This window comes from Aurantibacter sp., from assembly GCF_042094015.1.
GTDB lineage: Bacteria > Bacteroidota > Bacteroidia > Flavobacteriales > Flavobacteriaceae > Aurantibacter.
Genome location: NZ_JBELDZ010000001.1, coordinates 43,110 through 62,776, shown reverse-complemented (window position 1 = coordinate 62,776; position 19,667 = coordinate 43,110). Strand labels below are relative to the sequence as shown.

The window sequence follows — 19,667 nt, the reverse complement described above, 5'->3', positions numbered from 1 at the left end:
ATATAAAAAGACTATCATTTAAATGGTAGTCTTTTTTTGTTTTAGCGTTGTTTCAAATTAGTCTTTAATATATTTGTATTTCAATACAATTATGCAACACTTAGATAAAAAATCTTTAAACAAATTAAACCAGCGGATTTCAGACCATAGTCTAAGAAGTATTGAACAAACATCTCATTTAATAGATTTTTCTTCTAACGATTATATTGGTTTCGCTAAAAACACAACCATCTTCAATAACACGTTAAAGTTTTTAGAAACTAAAAATCTTAAAAATAATGGCGCTACAGGTTCTAGATTAATTTCTGGGAATCATACACTCTATGATTTAACCGAAGATTATATTGCCAAATTTCATTCTGTAGAAAAAGCTTTAATCTACAATTCCGGCTACAATGCTAATATTGGATTAATTGCCTCTATTTGTCAGCGAAATGACATTATTTTTTATGATGAATTTTGTCACGCATCAATTAGAGAAGCTATTATATTATCTAACGCAAAAGCTTTTAAGTTTAAACATAATTCCATTGATGATTTAAATGAGAAATTATCAAAATCAGATAAAAACACAACTATTTATATTATAACCGAATCTGTTTTTTCTATGGATGGAGATTCTCCAGATATAGAAAAATTAATTCAAGCATCTAAACAACATAGCGCAAGATTAATTATAGACGAAGCTCACGCTTTTGGCGTATTTGGAATTAATGGTTGCGGCTTAATAAATAGCACAAATTCAAAAGCTGTTTTTGCCAGAATTATAACCTTTGGAAAAGCATTAGGTTGTCACGGTGCAGCAATTTTAGGTTGTACAGATTTAATTAATTACTTAGTTAATTTTTCAAAATCTTTAATTTATACAACAGCACTGCCACCACATTCTATAGCTACAATTTACATAGCTTACCAGGAATTAGAAATCACAAAAACTATTACTCAGCTTAAAAATAATATTTCCTTTTTTAATTCTGAAAAGAAACGTTTCCAACTTCAAAACCTATTTATAGAAAGTGATTCTGCAATTCAATGTATTATTATAAAAGGAAATGATAATGTTAAAAAAGCTGCGCAAAAACTTCAAGACAATGGTTTTAATGTCAAAGCAATTTTAAGTCCTACAGTTCCAAAAGACCTAGAAAGACTTCGTTTTTGCTTACATAATTATAATACAAATAAGGAGATAACAGATTTACTTCAACTTTTAAAAAACCTATTGTAATTATGAGTAATACCTTTACAACAATTGCTCGTTTTAATTATTCAAGCGAAGCTCAGATTATAAAAGGTCGCTTAGAAGCAGATGGAATTGCGGTTTTTTTGTCTGATGAATTCACTATAGATACAGATCCATTAGTTAGTCAAGCCATTGGTGGCGTAAAAATAAAAGTACCACAAGAACAAGCCGAAAAAGCAAAGTCTATTCTAGAAAGCATTTCTAAATACTCTTTAACAAATGAAGGAAAAACTATAAACTGTCCAAATTGTAATAACGAAAGCGTTCAGTTATTTTCAACCATAAATAGTATTAAATCGCTTTTAGCATTTTTAACAAGTATCTTTTTGAGATTATTACCATTTTACACAAAATACGAATACAAATGCGAAGCTTGTAACACAAATTTTAATTTAGAATGAAAACTTATTTTATAACAGGAATTTCTACCGAAGTTGGTAAAACCGTAGCTTCTGCAATTGCTGTAGAAGCTTTAAAAGCTGACTATTGGAAACCTATACAATCTGGAGAATTAGATAATTGTGACACTAAAAAAGTGAAACAATTAATTTCTAATACAACTTCTGTGTTTCATAAAAATAGCTACGCTCTAAAAACGCCAATGAGTCCGCACGCATCTGCAGAAATTGATGGTGTTAAAATTGACACCTCAAAAATAAAAGCGCCAAAAACGAAAAACAATTTGGTTATTGAAGGCGCAGGCGGATTATTAGTTCCATTAAATAACACAGAAACCATTTTAGATATTATTTCTAAACACGCTGAAATTATTGTAGTTTCTAGACATTACTTAGGAAGTATAAATCATACACTTTTAACCCTTAATTTATTAGAACAAAAAGGGTTTAAAACAAAACTAATATTTAGTGGGAACGAGCACAAAACAACAGAAGATATTATTTTAAAAATGAGTAAAACGGAATATATTGGTCGCATAAACGAAGAACCTTATTTTGATAAGAATGTAATAAAAGAATACGCGGAATTATTTAAAGGTAAATTGTAATGACACTAAAAGAACGCGATAAAAAACATATTTGGCATCCATTAACACAGCATAAACTACATCCTGAAGCGATTGCTATAACCAAAGCTAAAAACTGTACTTTAACAGATGAAGATGGAAACACATACATAGATGCAATTGCGTCTTGGTACACTTGTATGTACGGACATTGTAACGATTATATTACCAGTCGTGTTTACAAACAAATGCAACAATTAGATCAAGTTGTTTTTAGTGGATTTACACATGAACCTGCTGTAAAATTATCTGAAGCACTAATTAGTATTCTTCCAGAAAACCAAGAGAAATTATTTTTTAATGATAATGGATCTTCGTCTGTAGAAATTGGAATTAAAATGGCATTACAATATCATTTTAATCAAGGTGAAAAACGCAATACATTAGTCGCTTTTGAAGATGGATTCCACGGAGACACATTTGGAGCTATGAGTGTTTCTGGATTATCTGTTTACAATGGACCTTTTGAGGATTTATTATTAGACGTAAAACGTATTCCAACACCAAATGGCGAAAATCACGAAGCCATTTTAGCACAATTAGAAGAAATTGTAAAAAATAATAAAGTATCAGGTTTTGTTTACGAACCGTTAGTTCAAGGTGCTGCAGCAATGAAAATGCACAACAAAGCAGGTTTAGAATTAATCTTACAATTCTGTAAAAAACACAACATAATTACGGTTGCAGACGAAGTTATGACTGGTTTTGGAAAAACAGGAACTCATTTTACATCAGAGCAATTAGAAACAAAACCAGACGTAATGTGCTTAAGCAAAGCTTTAACTGCAGGTTTATTGCCAATGGCAATTACAAGTTGTTCTCAAAAAATTTATGATGCTTTTTATAGTGATGATATTGAAAAAGGCTTATTTCACGGACATACCTATTCTGGAAACCCATTAGCATGTACAGCAGCTTTAGCAGGTATAGAATTGTTAACTTCTAAAGAAATTCAGACGAATATTTCAACCATAACAGCTTCTCATAAAACATTTGGCGAACATATAAAATCGCACAGTAAAGTAGCATCTATTAGACAGACAGGAATTATTTTTGCATTAGATTTAAACATTAAAATGCAACGCTACGGGAATTTACGCGATAAGTTATTTCAGTTTTTTATGAGTAAAGGCGTGTTTTTACGTCCGCTTGGTTCAACCATTTATATTTTAGCGCCTTATACTATTTCTAAAAAAGAATTAGAAAAAATATACTCAACAATAGAAGAAGCGTTAGAGATTCTTTAATTTTGAGATCTTATAAAAAGTTATGCAACAAACTCCAATTTCAATAACAGGATTAGCTTCGGTTTCGCCATTAGGCGATAATCGAGATGATATATTGAAAGCCTACTTAAATACTAATCATTATTTTTCTACGAAGGATAACACTTGGGTTGCACAATTAAACAAAGGAAGCTTAGAAAAAATTAAAGCTTTAAAAACAGAAAACATTAAATACAAGCCTTTAGACAATTCGGTTTTATTCTCTATTTTAAGCTCTAGAAACGCTATTAAAGAAGCTAATTGGTCAACAGGTTCTAATTTTGGAGTAAACATTGGTTCTTCTCGTGGTGCAACCGCTTTATTTGAGAATCATCACGAAGCATTTTTAAAAAACAATAAAGCTGAAATTTTAGCATCTCCAACCACAACTTTAGGAAACATATCTTCATGGGTTGCTCATGATTTGCAAACTTCTGGACCAGAAATATCGCATTCTATAACCTGCTCAACAGCATTACACGCATTATTAAATGGTATGGTTTGGTTAAAGTCAGGCTTGGCTGATCAATTTTTAATAGGTGGAACAGAAGCACCACTTACACCTTTTACCATAGCACAAATGCAGGCTTTGAAAATTTATGCATCGAACACAGAAACAGAATATCCGTGTAAAGCATTAGATTTTAATAAGACAAAAAATAGTATGATTTTAAGTGAAGCTTCAGCAAGTTTGTGCTTAGAATCTGGACATAAACCTAATCGATTAGCTCAAATAGCTGGTATTGGTTATGCTACAGAAATTTTACAGCATCACGTATCACTTTCAAGTGCCGGAGATTGTTTTAAAAAATCTATGAAAATGGCTTTAAATCAAGCTAATATAGAAACTGTAGACGTAATTGTAACGCATACACCAGGAACTATAAAAGGTGATAAAGCAGAATATAACGCCATAAAAAACACCTTTAAAACACTTCCTTTTTTAACTAATAACAAATGGAAAATAGGACATAGTTTAGGTGCCTCAGGTGTATTGAGCATAGAAATGGCCATCTTAATGCTTCAAGAACAAACAGTTTTTAATGTTCCTTTTTTTAAACAGAACCAACCAAAATCAATCAATTCTATAATGATTAATGCAGTTGGATTTGGAGGAAATGCAGTAAGTGTTATCATAAAAAAATAATTTCCGCAGCTTAAAAAAAGCCATATTTTGGATATATTTCAACATAAAAACAAATCTATATTACTATTTTTGTTCAAAATATTTTAGCACAATGAGTGAAGTAAGACATAATTGGACCAAGGAAGAAATTCTTGCTATTTATAATAAACCAATGATGGAGTTATTATATGAAGCAGCAACAATTCATAGACAACAACACGACCCAAACGTGGTGCAAGTGTCTACTTTATTATCTATAAAAACCGGTGGTTGTTCTGAAGATTGCGGGTATTGTCCACAAGCAGCTCGTTATCATACAGATGTTGAAGGTAACGATTTAATGACTGTACAGCAGGTAAAAGCTCAAGCTTTACGTGCAAAATCTGGCGGAAGTTCTCGTGTATGTATGGGTGCAGCCTGGAGAAACGTAAAAGATGGACCAGAATTTGACCAAGTTTTAGATATGGTACGCACCATAAATAAATTAGATATGGAAGTTTGCTGTACTTTAGGTATGGTAACAGAAAACCAGGCACAGCGTTTAGCTGAAGCTGGTTTATATGCTTACAATCATAATTTAGATTCGTCCGAAGAATACTACAAAGAAGTTATTTCCACAAGAGGTTATCAGGATCGATTAGATACTATAGATAATGTTCGTAAAACAAACGTGACAGTTTGCTCTGGTGGAATTATTGGAATGGGAGAAAACATTGCAGATAGAGCTGGAATGTTAGTAGCGTTATCTACTTTAAACCCACAACCAGAATCTACACCAATAAACGCTTTAGTTGCTGTAGAAGGAACACCATTAGAAGATCAAAAACCTGTAGAAATATGGGATATGATTAGAATGGTTGCAACAACAAGAATTGTATTACCAGAAACACAAGTGCGTTTAAGCGCTGGAAGAACTCAAATGAGTAGAGAAGGACAAGCAATGTGTTTCTTTGCTGGGGCAAATTCTATTTTTGCAGGAGATAAATTATTGACTACGCCAAATCCAGATGTAAATGAGGATATGAAAATGTTTGAGAAATTAGGAATGATTCCTCAAAAACCATTTACCAAAAAGGTACAACCACAAACTGTTGATGCTGCAGATTCTAAATTTGAAGCTTTAGGCGAAAAACCTAGATGGACTCGACCTGATCATAAAATTGAACGAAACGAAGAAGCTAAACAAAAAGGTAAAGTTTTAAAGTAAAGTTTTTAAAACATATATTAAAAGCAGCTATTAATTTACAAATATATCAATAGCTGCTTTTTTGCATTTTAGTACATTTATAATTGAAACAACTATTTTTTGAGTTTAAATCTTGAACATATTCCTCGTGTAAAAACGATTACAAAGCAAGACTTTATTAAGACCTATTTTAAATCACAAAAACCTGTGGTAATAGAGTGTTTTATTGAAGACTGGCCTGCGTACACAAAGTGGAATTTAGATTATATAAAAAAAGTTGCAGGAGAGAAAACAGTTCCACTCTACGACGACAGACCTGTACATCATAAAGATGGTTTTAATCAGCCACATGCAGAAATGAAAATGGCAGATTATATTGATCTACTTAAAAATAAACCAACAAAATTTAGAGTTTTTCTTTGGAACATTTTAAAAGAAGTACCTGTTCTTCAAAAGGATTATATGCTTCCAGATTTTGGTTTACGCTTAATGAAAAATTTACCAATGTTGTTTTTTGGAGGAAAAGAATCGCACACATTTATGCATTATGACATTGATTTAGCTAATATTTTTCATTTTCATTTTGAAGGAAAAAAAGAAGTTATCCTATTTGATCAAAAGCAAAATAAGCATTTATACAAAGTTCCTTTTTCTTTGATTACAAGAGAAGATATTGATTTTTCAAACCCTAACTTAAATAAATGGCCAAATTTAAAATTAGCCGAAGGATATAGAACAGAATTAAATCATGGTGAAATATTATATATACCAGAAGGTTATTGGCATTACATGAAATATATTACACCAGGTTTTTCCATGAGTTTAAGGACTTTATACAGAAGTCCAAAGAATTTTACAAAAGCTATTTATAATCTGTTTGTTATGCGAAATTTTGATAATTTAATGAGAACATTAAAAGGTCAAAAATGGATAGAATGGAAAAACAAAAAAGCATTAAAAACTAAATAATCTTGTTTTATGTTTTAAGGGAATAATTCCTTTACCTTACTGTATACCATAACCGATTCCCAACCTCTATACAAAAGGTAGTCTGCTAATTTTTTTCGTTTTTTATAAACATTTGATTCTGTTATTGTTTCTGATTTTTTAGATGCCAATTCATCAAACGTATTATAATAATCTTCATCAGATATTTGGGCTAAACCCTTTTTTATATTGTAAACAGAAATCTGTTTAAATTTAAGCTCACGAATAATTCGTTGCTTTCCCCACTTCTTAATTCTAAATTTCCCCCTTGCAAAAGTTTCTGCAAAACGAGTTTCGTCTAAAAATTTATGACTTATTAAATGCACTACAATAACATCAATTGCTGAAGGTATCATGTTTAATTCTCTTAATTTAGAAGTAACTTCTTTATGACAACGTTCTTGGTAGGCACAATAATGCTCTAACTTACGTTTAGCCTCTTCTAAAGTAAAAGATTTATTTTTTTTAATTTGCATATCTATCAAAAGTAACAATAATCGACGAAAAGTTATTGTTAATAACTATTTAATTATGAACCCATTAAAGTTAACTTTTAGTTAATATTAACTAATATATTATTTCTATATTTACATGCTGTTATTTTAACAAAGAAAACTATGAAATTAAGAATATTCTGCTTTTTAATATTATTTACATTTATTAGTTACGGTCAAGTTACTGAGTCTTTCGAAAGTTGGGTAGATGCATCTTATGGAGCAACAGTAACCACAACTCTTGCATCTGGACAATGGTCAAATAACAACTCTTTATTAGGCAGTCCATCAAGAACAGGGTCTAAAAGTGTAAGATTTAATGACGATAGTGGCGCTAATGAATTCTTAAGATATCTTGGATTAGATGGTAATGGTAAAGATAACGGAATTGGAGATATTTCTTTTTGGTATAGACATTGGGATGCGGATGGCAGTAATGTTTCTTTTCAAGTTCAATACAGTACAGATAACGGCTCAAACTGGATAAATATTGGCAGTGTAGTAAATGTTACATCTACAACATATATGCAGTTTTCGCAAACAGTAAATTATAATGGAGATGATATTTTAATTCAAGTCATTTCGATTACAGACGAAGAAAGATTATCTATAGATGATTTTGAAATAACCGATTACGTTATTGTTACACCAGAACCAGAAATTAATATTACTGGTAACACGCTAGATATAGCTAACAACGACACAACACCTCAAACAGGAGATTTTACAGATTTCGGACAACAAGATGTCGCTTCTGGATCTCAAGTTTATTCTTTTGTTATTGAAAATAACGGAACAATGCCTTTGCTTTTAAATGGCTCTCCTATTGTTGATATAATTGGTGCTAATCCGGGAGACTTTACGGTAACTCAACCAATTATTACAACTATTGGAGTTGGTTTAAATACCTCGTTCGATATTACTTTTAACCCATTAGCCGTTGGAACAAGAACAGCTACAGTAAGCATAGATAATACAGATTCAGATGAATCTCCTTACTTATTTGATATTATTGGGGAAGGAACAACGCCTTGTATTGCACCAACTAATCAAGCTACCAATTTAGTTTTTGGCACAATTACTAGTTCTAGTATAGATGGAAGTTTTACTGCAACAACAGCAGATAATTATTTAATAATACAAAGTACATCTCCATCATTAAGTTCTACTCCTATTGACGGAATAACATATAACCCAGGAGATAGTTTAGGAGGAGGAACGGTAATACAGAGTGGAGCAACAACAAGCTTTACAGCATCAGGTCTAAGCTCTACAACGACGTATTACTATTTTGTATTTACCTATAATAACACAAATTGTATTGGTGGAAATACATATAATACAACAAGTCCATTAATAAATAATGAAACCACATTAACAGGACCTTGTTTAGCTGAAGATTTTACAGATACAACATTTCAACCAACTGGTTGGTTAGCAACTGGAGTAAATCGAAGTACTTCTGCTACAGACTATAACTCTGCACCTGCAGCTTCTATTTTTAATTCCAATAATGGAAGTTTAACTACATCTGAAGTTACATATCCTACGAATCTAACTTTTTATTTAGGAAGAACAGGCAATACAAGCGGAAAAACATTAAACATAAATATATCAACTACGAGCCAAACAGGTCCTTTTACAACAGTTGAAGTTTTCAATCATAGTAATGTTCCTTCCGACTCATACAGTCAATATACTGTAAATTTATCTGCTTATACAACAAATGCTAATGTTTGGATTCAGTTTAAAAAAGTATCATCGACAACTTCCCCATGGCGATTAGACGATATTGAGGTTAATTGCGGCACAGCTTGTACTTCAACACAAACCATAACTGCTTTTGCTCCAATTTCTGGACCAAGTGGAACTGAAATAACTATAAATGGAACTGGTTTTACCGCAGGAACTACTGTAGATATTGGCTCAGAATCTGCAACAATTATATCTCAAACAGCAACCACTATTATTGCTGAAATTCCTACAGGAGCATCAACAAATGTAATTACTTTAACAGAAAGCGGATGTGCCTTAAATAGTTCTAGCGCATTTACCGTTTTAACAGAAAGTGGCTCATGTACAAGTGGGCCAAGTTTTACCGATATATTTATTTCCGAAGTAACTGATGCTTCTTCTGGATCTCTAAGTTATATTGAAATATATAATGGAACTGGAGCTTCAATAGATTTAGCAGCAAACAATTATGCTTTAAGATTTAAAAACAATGGTGGTTTAGAAACCGATTTAGCACTTACAGGAGTTTTAAATAGTGGTGACTCCTTTATTTTTGCAACTAGTGTTGGAGCTGGATGTGCTGCTGTACCAGGTGCAGATGGGTCTTATGCTGACCAAACAGAAGTATTTTCAGGTGTCAACAACAATGATTGCATAAGTTTATTAAAAAACACAATAATTATTGATGTTTGGGGAATCTGTGATGGTAGCACATGGATTAATGCTTTAGGCTTAGGAGGAGAAGGATATGATTTTCAAAGAAAATCTACTGCCACAGCACCAAACACGACATTTAATTCCTCAGACTGGACAATTATAGACTATGATTCTTGTGATGATAATTATACAGACATAGAAACTTACGATGGCTCCTCAACATTTCCAAATGTTACTCTACAGCCAGCAGATGTGAATACATGTTCTACCTCTGCAAATTTTTCTATAACAGCTATAGCAGGTAACTCTGGAACATTGTCATACCAATGGTATTTTAATGATGGTTCATCTTCTACCTGGACAATTGCAAACTCTACAAATTTACCTCTAGTTACTGTTTCTGGAGAAACATCTATAAACTTACAATTAACTGGTTCCGTTTCTGCTTATTCGGGATATCAGTTTTATTGTCTAGTAACTGAAGATGGAACGTGTTCATCTGCTTCTGATGCAAGTCAATTAAAAAGTGATAGCACAACTTGGGATGGTTTCACTTGGGATAATGGAACCCCAACTAATAGCATTCTTGCCATTTTAGATGCTAATTACAATACAGTAACTAACGGAAGTATAGTTGCATGCAGCTTAGTTATTAATTCAAGTTATATTTTAACAGTTGCAAATAATTCTTATATTCAAATCACCAATGATATTGTAAACAACGGACAACTTATTGTAAACGATTTTGGTAGTGTTGTACAAGTTGATGATGCTGGTACTTATACAGACTCCGGTAGTGCTGCTGCTAACCCGACTATAGTAGAAAAAAGTACTGCACCAACTAGTGCTTGGTACGAATATACTTTCTGGAGTTCTCCTGTTCAATCAGCAACTCTATCTGAAGCCTTACCGCTTTCAAGTATATATAGACGATTTTGGCTAAAAGCACAAAACTACCAAGATTCATTTTATGAAACTAACAACGATAATACACAAACTGCCGGAGCTGGAATTGATAATGTAGATGATAATGCTAACGCATGGCAAGCTGGAGGAAACGGAATGATTATGGCTCCAGGTATGGGATTTGTTGCAACTTTATCTCCTGGAACTTTTAGTGGACAAGGAACATATGCTCACGAATTTAAAGATGATTTAAATACTGGAACTATAACAACTCCTGTTTATAGAAATGACGCTGAATTAAATGACACTAATTGGAATTTAGTTGGAAACCCTTACCCAAGTGCAATAAATGTAGATGCATTTTTAACCGAAAATAGATTTGATTTAAATGCTTCAGGAAGAATAGAAGGAGCTGTATATATTTGGTCACACTCGTTACCTCCATCTGCCACAGTTAATGGAAATTACGTTTTAAACTTCGATGTTAACGATTATGCTGCTATTAATGGATCTGGTGAAGCTGCTGGAGGAGATAATAACGGAGATAATGTTGTTGACGCTTTAGATATTCCTAATCGCTTTATACCTTCTTGTCAAAGTTTTCTAGTAACTTACTCTAATACTCCTGCAAGTACCAGTGGAAATGTAACTTTTACAAATAGTATGAGAGAAACTGGAGATAATGATCAGTTTTTTAGAAATAATTCAGAAAGCGTACCAAATAAATTCTGGTTAAATCTATCTAACGATTTTGGTCTATACAATCAGATTTTAGTGAGTTATGTTGATGGCGCGACTAATGGTAATGATGGAAGTTATTTCGATGCCAAAAGACACAGTATTGTAATGGCAAGTATGGCTTTATATTCTACATCTAACGAAAACGAATTAGCTGATAAATTTTTAATTCAAGGTAGAAACCCAGAAACTCTAACTCTGGATGAAGTTGTTAATCTTGGATATAGAAGTACAATAGACGCTCCAACAATTTATAAATTTTCTCTAGATAAATTTCAAGGAGATTTTTTAAATACAACAAACATTTACATTAAAGACAAATACACAAATCAAATACTAAATTTAAAAGATGAAGACTATGCGTTTACATCTGAAACTGGAGAATTTACGGATAGATTTGAAATTGTATTTAAATCACCACAAGACAACCCTATTGATACTATTACTGAAACGCCAACCGGAAACTTAACTGTATTTGAAACTAACAACAATATCTTATCAACCAACACTAATAGTGATTTAAAAATAGAATCTATGACTATTTTTGATACGTTAGGTAAATTATTATTCAACAAAGACAGTATTAATTCAGATACATTTAATCTAAACATTAGCGATTTTAGTAGCGCTATGTACTTAGTTCAAATAAAGTTAAGTAATAATAAAACAACAACTAAAAAGATAATTAAAAGGTAATCGGAATTACTCTTTAAAACAGATATAATCTCATAAGAAAGACACCAATTATAAGGTGTCTTTTTTTGTATCTCGAAGCATCAATCAATCTTCCATATTTATTTCAAAATAACACTTAGAACCTATTGTTATAATGTATACTTTAAAGCTACAATTAAATTCCTACCTGGTGCAGCAATTCCAGAAGAATAGGTCTTATAGCGTTGGTCAGATATATTTTCTAAGCTAGTAGTTAAAATTGTATTAGAATTGATTTGGTATTGCGTTGCTATATTAAACGTATACCAAGAAGGAGAATAAGGTTTATTATTAGTATCTAAAGCATAAATATAATCTTTATCTAATTCGGAATTTGACAATTGATTATTAGATAATTCACCATTAAAATTAACAAACGCATCTAACTTTATTTTTTTGTTTTTCCATGTTAAATGAGAATTTCCAAAGCTAGGAGCAATATGTCTTGATGGAGATTTTACATTATCTATTTCATCAAAACCGCCAATAACATTGTATTGCGTTTTGAATTCTAAACATTTTGAGAATTTTAAGAACGCGCCAAACTCAAATCCATAAATTTTAGATCTCGATGCGTTTTGAATAGATTGCACTTGACTTAATTCTCCATTAAATAAAATTTGTGTATTACCATTTAAGTTTCCATCTCGTCTTATCAAAGCATTATCAAGTAAAGTGTAATAAGTACTTATATCTAATTTAAAAAAATCACTTAAATTTAAATTCATTCCAAGTTCACCATTATAAGCATATTCTGGCTTTAAGTTATTATTTGGCACAACAACAGAACCTGGTTCAGAATCAAAAACTTTACCAACATCGTCTATATTTGGAGCTCTAAATGCTGTTGCAAAATTTGCTTTCCACTCTAAATAATCACTTGTAACCCAACTCACACCAAAAGATCCGGTTAATGCATTATTTGAATTACTAGCAACTCTAAAAGGCAAATTCAAAAACTCATTGTTTTCATCAAAATTAGTTTTAGAATTAACATAGTTGTAACGCAAACCAGACTGAAGTGTTATATTGTACAAAGGCTTATATTTATAATTAAAGTAAGCAGCCATAGATTGCCAAGAGGAATTGTTAGGATAACGAGTTACTATAGATTCTACCTCGCCAGAATCAATGTTATTTTGGAATGCTGAAGAACCAACATTGTTATAAACATATTCTAAACCATAATATAAGGTTGATTTTTTATTGAATATTTTTTCTAAGTCAAAATTAAAAGAATATGCATTTACAACTTCTTCTCTAGTCGATCTTATAAGGCTTTGATAATCTCTATCAATTCTACTTTCTTTAAAATTTTGATAAGCAATGTTTAATTTTAAATTATCATAAAAAAGAGAACTCGATTTTTTATAATCTAATTGAAAATTAGCCATAAACCATTTTTGAGGTCCATAAAACCATTCTGCAGATCTTAGTGTGTTTTCGTCATTATATCTAATTAATCTATCATACCTTGGAACATCAGAAGTTTTTGTGTAAAACAAACCTAAGTTAAAGTCTAAATTGTTTGTAGGCTGATATAACACTTTTTGCATATAGTTAGCCTGACTATAACCTGATTCTTTTTGGACAAGTGGATTTTGATTATTAATTATTAAATCTGTATTATTTGATGTTGTAATAAATTCTGGTCTTAAATAATCCTCTGGACCAAATTTTCCCATTCGTAAATCATCAAATTTATTTAATGTAACCGAGCTTAAAAAAGCCCATTTTTTTATACCTAAATTCAAATTTGTATGAATAGTCTGTTCTTGACTAGCAGTTGCATATCTAACTGAAGAACTAGAATTTAAATGCAAACTATCTTGATGAGACAATCTTGGTTTAATAGTGTTAAAACTAACAACACCACCAATAGCATCACTTCCGTAAATAACAGTTCCAGCTCCTAAAGTCACTTCTGTGTTTTGTATGGTAAATGGGTCTACAGAAATCACATTCTGTATATTACCATTCCTAAATATGGCATTATTCATTCTAACACCATCAACTGTTAATAGTAACCTATTGGTAGAAAAACCTCTAATCATTGGGCTTCCGCCTCCAAGTTGACTTTTCTGAACATAAACTCTACCGGTTCTTTCTAAAGCATCTGCACTAGTTTGGGGATTTGTAAACCCAATAGTTTTAGCATTTACACTAACAATATTTCTTGGAATATCTATTTTACTTTCTGAAAATTTTGAAGCTGACAAAACTATTTCGTCTAAATCTTGAAGATTTGAGGTTAAAAAAACCACATTATTCGTAATATTTTTCTTGATAATACTTTTCTCAAGGTATGTAATGTGCTTTATTACAATAATATCTGAAGGCGAAAAATTAGACAAATTCACAACACCATCAATATTAGTTATTTCGCTTATACTTTTATCTTCTGTAAAAAAAGCAACTCCAGATATTGGAGTTTTAAACTCGCTATCCAAAACAGTAACTTTCTGAGCAAAAGATGTTTTTGAGACAAACAACAGTATGAAAAGAATTAATCTATACATCATAATTAACTAAAAACATCATTTAAAACCTTTAATGATTTAGGTTTTCTAAAATCTAACAATTGAAATTCATAATACTTTAAAATTGTATTTAAAAAAATTGTTCGCTGTTGTGCATTAATTTTTATCTTATTTATCTCATCAAAATTTATGCCTAAAAAGGCTTTAAACAAACTTAAATTCTCCAATGAAATAGAATTTGAACTATTGTGCAATTGAAACTCGCCATCATTCAAATTAAAATAGTTAAAATTCTGATTAGTATCATCTGGATAGAATCCCAAATATTTAGTTAAATTCATTAAAAACAATAAATGAAAATTTGCTAATTCTGTATTTAAATCTAACCACAATAAAGACGATTCTATATAACTAAATAACATATCGTTTTGTTCTTCTTCATTCAAAACCAATGTCAAAATCTCAGCTATAAATAGAGCTATAGTGCTTTTATAAATATTTGTATGTAAAGATCTATACAAGTGATGATTTTTACAATCCTTTAAATAATGAAGATTTCTGTTTGCCTTAAAGTTTGTTTCTATCTCTAATTGAGACAATAATTGAAAATAAGCGATTTTTTTATTTTTTTTAGAGCTTAAAACGCCTTTTAATATATAGCTAATTACTCCTTTTTGTTTGGTATACGTTTTAACTATTAAATCGTTTTCTTTAAACTTAATTTTAGATAAAACTATGGCGTTTAAACTTAAAACCATTAACGAATTAACATTATTTTAAGCACTTTAGTTTCAAACGTTGTTAAATCGTTTAACAAAACAACATATACTCCTGATGCAACAATCTTACCAGCTAAATTCTTACCATTCCATAAAGCAGTTCCTCCATCTACTTCTAGGTTAAAATTCTTAAATTTCCCGTTTCTTTTAGTTTCTGCTTCGGTTACTAAATTACCTTCAATGTCAGTAATTTTAATGTTCATATTATCTGTTAACCCAACAATTTTTACTTTATCATCTACAATATTAAAACCTGGTCTTACTGGATTTGGATACACATAAGCTTCTTCTAATGTCTCTTGAGGCTTAGAGGTTTGAGAGCCAAAAGATACTAGTCCTTTTTCTGTTGCTATATATACTCTTCCAGAAAACTCATCAATAGAAATATCTAAAATATCGTTGTCTGGTAATGGTGAATTATCTTTAGTGAAATGATAAATAGTTTGTTGTCCGTCTGAAGAAAAATAAAACAATCCATTGTCTAGAGTTCCAATCCATTTATTATTAGCCCCATCAACTTCAATATCTGTTACATATTGTAAAAACAATAATTCACTTGCTTCACCGTTTTCTGAAATAATAATCTCTTCAACAATAGCATTACCACTTGCAAATTCTTCGGAATTATATACAACTCGCAAACCCTTACCAGTTCCAAACCAAACTTGATTATTTTGATCTACTTTAACTGTTTTTATTGAATTGTCTGGCATATTATTTTCTATGCCGCTTATGTTGTTAAATATTTTTTCACCATTAACTTCTTTATAACTTATTAACCCATAACCATGAGTGGCCATAAAAATATTCCCATTACCATCAAAAGACAATTCACCAAAACCTAAGTTACTATTAGGCGGATTAATTATTTCATCTAAATTAACACTAGACCATTGATTGTTTTGAAAAGAGTTTAAACTTTCACTAACCCTTCCATTTAATACCCAATATGTCCCATCTGAATCATATTTAGAAGCCAAAGTATAATGTACTGATCCGTATAATGGATCTAAAGTACTATTTTGGTTATTATATTTTTCAACAACTTGATTTCCTTCAACTTCTACAACGCCATACCAAAAAGAACTAATCATTGCATTGTTTGGGTTTGTGGGATTTACACTTACATATCCAAGAAAGTCGGGCCTAGGGTTGGTGAAAGTCTGCCTCAAGGAATCATAAGGTATATTTCTCCATTCTTCATCAATTAAGTGACTTAAACCAGTCCTTCTAATTCCTCCAGAAAACCCATAAGTTATAGAATGTCCTCCATGTGTTCCCCAAACATGGCCAGCTTTAGCCTCTATTTGAAAAAAACGATTTAAAAAAGGTGATTCAGGATGTATTTCAGTTACATTATCTGTATCTATTAAATCATATAGAACAACACCAAATCCAGGTTTACCATTTGTTGGATGCTTTTCTGTACCAACAAACAGTTTATCGTTATCTGATAAAATAGCTTTTGTAAATCTTGTACCATTATAACTTGCAGCTGTAAATTGTTCTATTACAGAAAGGTTTTCTGCATAACTTCTAACTCGTCTAAATGTTGTTACGGCTAATCTGTTTTGATATGATGTTAAATCTAAAATTGTTTCTGGAAGTGTTAATACAGAATTTGTATTTAAGCCATTAACTCTGTAGACACGCCTATCATTAACAGCAAAAAGATCTGTTTCAGTTGATACTATATTAACCCAATTACCAGCTAAACTTCCAGTTTCCCACTCATTTGAATCTATTAAATTCGAATTAGACAATAATCCTCTTCTGTAATTTTGTTCTGTAGCAGCATAAATATAATCGCCAAAAATAGTCGTTTGGTTAACCGTTATTTGAGAGTTTCCAGGACCTATAAAATAAGTGTCTCCAAATTCTTCTTCGTCTACAAAAAAAACAGAAACGCCAAAATCTGCTGAAATATAAAGACGATCTGAAACAAAATTAAAGTCGTTAATAGCTTTTCTGTTTGGAAGTATTGTTGGCTTATCTAGAATATCTACAACAGAAAATGTTGAATTATTTATTTCGTCATAAATCTGAATCAAGCCAGTATCAAAACCAACATAAAGTTTATTTTTTGATTCTACATATTCTATTGCTGTAATATTATCTCCAGACAATCCTTGAATTGTAGAAATAGTTGTTATTTCGTTCGATAATTTATCATAAGAAAATATAGCATTTTCTGCAGAAACATAGAGTTTAGTCTCCGATTGTGAAAAAGTCTTAATGTCTAAATAAGAAAAATGTCCTTTCCAACTATCTTCAAAATTCTGAGCCGTTATATACGTACTAGAAATTAATATAAAAAATGCTAAAATTTTCTTTAGTAAAACCATTTAAACTAAAACTAATGTTGAATAAGTAATAACCAAAAATACTATTATTTATTGTACTTTTGGCTATATTTTTGGTTGAAACATGCTTTTTACAGATTCAATATTTCTATATTTATTTCTTCCTATTACATTACTTTGCTATTTTTTAGTATCAAAAAAGGCGAAAAATATTTTATTATTATTTTTTAGTCTTTTATTTTATTCTTTTGGAGAAAAAGAACTTGTTCTATTAATTATAGCCTCAGCTCTTATAGATTTTATTTGTGGTTTATTAATTTCTAATAATTACAAAAAAACAGGTTTATATTTTTCTATAATATTTAATTTATCAATTTTAGGATACTTTAAATATTCTAGTTTTTTATACCTAACTATATCAGATACATTACCTTTTTTAAATCTAGATGCGGCAAAATTCGACTCGGTTGTCTTACCATTAGGTATAAGTTTTTTTACTTTTCAAACAATGTCTTATACAATAGATGTTTATTTTGGTATGGTTAAAGCCTCTAAAAACTTCTTAAGTTTTCTAACATACGTTTCCTTTTTCCCTCAATTAATTGCTGGACCAATTGTTAGGTATTCCGAAATTAAAGATCAATTAAATCAAAGATATGTAGACGGTAATATGTTCTACTCTGGATTAGAACGATTTGTCATAGGTTTGTCCAAAAAGCTTTTAATTGCAAACAATTGTGCATTAATTGCTGATAGTATTTTTAATTTACCACAAAATGAAAGCTCAGCTTTAATCTCGTGGATTGGCATAATTGCATACTCTATTCAAATATATTTTGACTTTTCTGGATACTCAGATATGGCTATTGGACTTGGAAAATTATTTGGTTTCAATTTTCCAGAAAATTTTAATTATCCATATGTTTCAAAATCTATTAAAGAATTCTGGAAACGCTGGCACATAACTTTATCTCTATGGTTTAAAGATTACTTATATATTCCACTTGGAGGAAACAGGAGTTCTAATTACAAAAACTATATTAATCTAATTATTGTTTTTTTAATAACTGGGCTTTGGCATGGTGCAAACTGGACATTTATAATTTGGGGATTATGGCATGGTGTTTTTATAATACTTGAACGTCGATTTTTAACAAAAAAACTAGAAAATACACATAGTTTTATTGCTCATTTTTATTGTCTTTTTGTAGTTTTAATAGGTTGGATAATTTTTAGAAGTGATAGTATTAAAGATGCCTTTAACTATATTATTAATCTATTTGATTTTACTAAACCAACAAATTATGATTTCCTACTTTATTATTTAAATATAGAAACCGTTATAGCTATGGTTTTTGGTATTTCTTTATCTATCCCATTATTTAAACATAGTTCTTTTTTAGAGAAAACAAAACCATTAATTATAGTATTGCTTTTTATTCTTTGTAGTTTTTACGTAGCCTCGGAAAGCTATAATCCATTTATTTATTTTAGATTTTAATTATGAATAAATTTACATTTTATAAGAAATTTGCAGTAATTATTATCATAACAATGTTAATAATTCCAAATGTATTCATTTTTATAACTTCTGAAAAACCTCAATTTAGCATTAACTTAAATGACCCTAAATTGACTCTTGAAAAAGTAAAAAAGTATTACCATAAAAACTATGGTCTCAAAAATATTCAATTAAAAAACTACCTTAATTTCAAGACCAACACACTTAAAGAACATGCACTACACAACCGAGTAGTAGGTGGAAAAAATGGTTGGTTATATCTTGGAGATAATTATAAAAACAGTTTTAAAAATGCATTTGGAAATGATGCTTTTACAACTAAAGAAGAAAAAAAGATAATTTCAAATTTAAAAGAAATACAAACATTTTTAGACAACAAAGACATCTCTTTTTATTTTGTTATAGCTCCAGATAAAAATCAAATCTACTCTGAAAATTTACCGTTTCAATTAAACAAAAAAGAAACTAAGACCTCAAACCTTATTAAACAAATTAATGCTCAAACAAGTGTT

General features: G+C 30.4%; 14 protein-coding genes. 10 read left to right on the top strand and 4 right to left on the bottom strand.

Annotated elements, in window-relative coordinates; translation table 11 throughout:
- The first annotated feature begins 91 nt into the window (after positions 1 to 91).
- The 7 genes from ACFDSN_RS00265 to ACFDSN_RS00235 all read left to right on the top strand — a co-directional run bounded on the left by ACFDSN_RS00265 (position 92) and on the right by ACFDSN_RS00235 (position 6,810).
- On the top strand, positions 92 to 1,225 hold the full coding sequence (locus ACFDSN_RS00265) for an aminotransferase class I/II-fold pyridoxal phosphate-dependent enzyme (protein ID WP_375237808.1): 1,134 nt from the start codon (positions 92 to 94) through the stop codon (positions 1,223 to 1,225).
- Positions 1,226 to 1,227: 2 nt separating this feature from the next.
- Positions 1,228 to 1,641 carry a DUF2007 domain-containing protein gene (locus ACFDSN_RS00260; protein WP_375237807.1) on the top strand — a complete coding sequence of 138 codons (414 nt, stop codon included), beginning with the start codon at positions 1,228 to 1,230 and terminating at the stop codon, positions 1,639 to 1,641.
- Positions 1,638 to 2,246 carry a dethiobiotin synthase gene (bioD, locus tag ACFDSN_RS00255; RefSeq protein WP_375237806.1) on the top strand — a complete coding sequence of 203 codons (609 nt, stop codon included), beginning with the start codon at positions 1,638 to 1,640 and terminating at the stop codon, positions 2,244 to 2,246. Before ACFDSN_RS00260 ends, bioD begins: the two co-directional genes overlap by 4 nt.
- A complete protein-coding gene (gene bioA, locus ACFDSN_RS00250; RefSeq protein WP_375237805.1) occupies positions 2,246 to 3,511 on the top strand; it encodes an adenosylmethionine--8-amino-7-oxononanoate transaminase in 1,266 nt (421 codons plus the stop codon). Before bioD ends, bioA begins: the two co-directional genes overlap by 1 nt.
- A gap of 22 nt (positions 3,512 to 3,533) precedes the next feature.
- Positions 3,534 to 4,676 carry a beta-ketoacyl synthase N-terminal-like domain-containing protein gene (locus tag ACFDSN_RS00245; RefSeq protein ID WP_375237804.1) on the top strand — a complete coding sequence of 381 codons (1,143 nt, stop codon included), beginning with the start codon at positions 3,534 to 3,536 and terminating at the stop codon, positions 4,674 to 4,676.
- 91 nt (positions 4,677 to 4,767) lie between these two features.
- On the top strand, positions 4,768 to 5,862 hold the full coding sequence (gene bioB, locus ACFDSN_RS00240) for a biotin synthase BioB (RefSeq protein WP_375237803.1): 1,095 nt from the start codon (positions 4,768 to 4,770) through the stop codon (positions 5,860 to 5,862).
- Positions 5,863 to 5,961: 99 nt separating this feature from the next.
- Positions 5,962 to 6,810, top strand: a complete 849-nt coding sequence (locus ACFDSN_RS00235) for a cupin-like domain-containing protein (RefSeq protein ID WP_375237802.1) — start codon at positions 5,962 to 5,964, stop codon at positions 6,808 to 6,810.
- A 14-nt stretch (positions 6,811 to 6,824) separates the two neighbouring features.
- On the opposite strand, the gene ACFDSN_RS00230 is transcribed toward ACFDSN_RS00235, so the two are convergent.
- On the bottom strand, positions 6,825 to 7,304 hold the full coding sequence (locus ACFDSN_RS00230) for a regulatory protein RecX (RefSeq protein ID WP_375237801.1): 480 nt from the start codon (positions 7,302 to 7,304) through the stop codon (positions 6,825 to 6,827).
- Between the two features lie 141 nt (positions 7,305 to 7,445).
- Between ACFDSN_RS00230 and ACFDSN_RS00225 the strand changes: the two genes are divergently transcribed.
- The gene (locus tag ACFDSN_RS00225; protein ID WP_375237800.1) at positions 7,446 to 12,053 is read left to right on the top strand and encodes a choice-of-anchor D domain-containing protein; all 4,608 of its coding nucleotides are present in this window, start codon (positions 7,446 to 7,448) and stop codon (positions 12,051 to 12,053) included.
- A gap of 128 nt (positions 12,054 to 12,181) precedes the next feature.
- On the opposite strand, the gene ACFDSN_RS00220 is transcribed toward ACFDSN_RS00225, so the two are convergent.
- From ACFDSN_RS00220 to ACFDSN_RS00210, 3 genes are read right to left on the bottom strand one after another with little or no spacing between them, the layout of a single operon-like run.
- Positions 12,182 to 14,593 carry a TonB-dependent receptor domain-containing protein gene (locus ACFDSN_RS00220; protein ID WP_375237799.1) on the bottom strand — a complete coding sequence of 804 codons (2,412 nt, stop codon included), beginning with the start codon at positions 14,591 to 14,593 and terminating at the stop codon, positions 12,182 to 12,184.
- A 2-nt stretch (positions 14,594 to 14,595) separates the two neighbouring features.
- Positions 14,596 to 15,309, bottom strand: coding sequence for a DNA repair protein RecO (gene recO / locus ACFDSN_RS00215; RefSeq protein ID WP_375237798.1), 714 nt, complete (start codon positions 15,307 to 15,309; stop codon positions 14,596 to 14,598).
- Entirely contained in the window at positions 15,309 to 17,675 is a 2,367-nt protein-coding gene (locus ACFDSN_RS00210) for an ABC transporter substrate-binding protein (protein ID WP_375237797.1), read from the bottom strand. The genes recO and ACFDSN_RS00210 overlap by 1 nt, the downstream gene beginning before the upstream one ends.
- An 82-nt stretch (positions 17,676 to 17,757) precedes the next feature.
- On the opposite strand from ACFDSN_RS00210, the gene ACFDSN_RS00205 reads away from it, so the two are divergent.
- Positions 17,758 to 19,134, top strand: a complete 1,377-nt coding sequence (locus ACFDSN_RS00205; protein ID WP_375237796.1) for an MBOAT family O-acyltransferase — start codon at positions 17,758 to 17,760, stop codon at positions 19,132 to 19,134.
- A 2-nt stretch (positions 19,135 to 19,136) separates the two neighbouring features.
- Positions 19,137 to 19,667: hypothetical protein (locus ACFDSN_RS00200; protein ID WP_375237795.1), on the top strand; the 531-nt coding region annotated here is incomplete at its 3' end.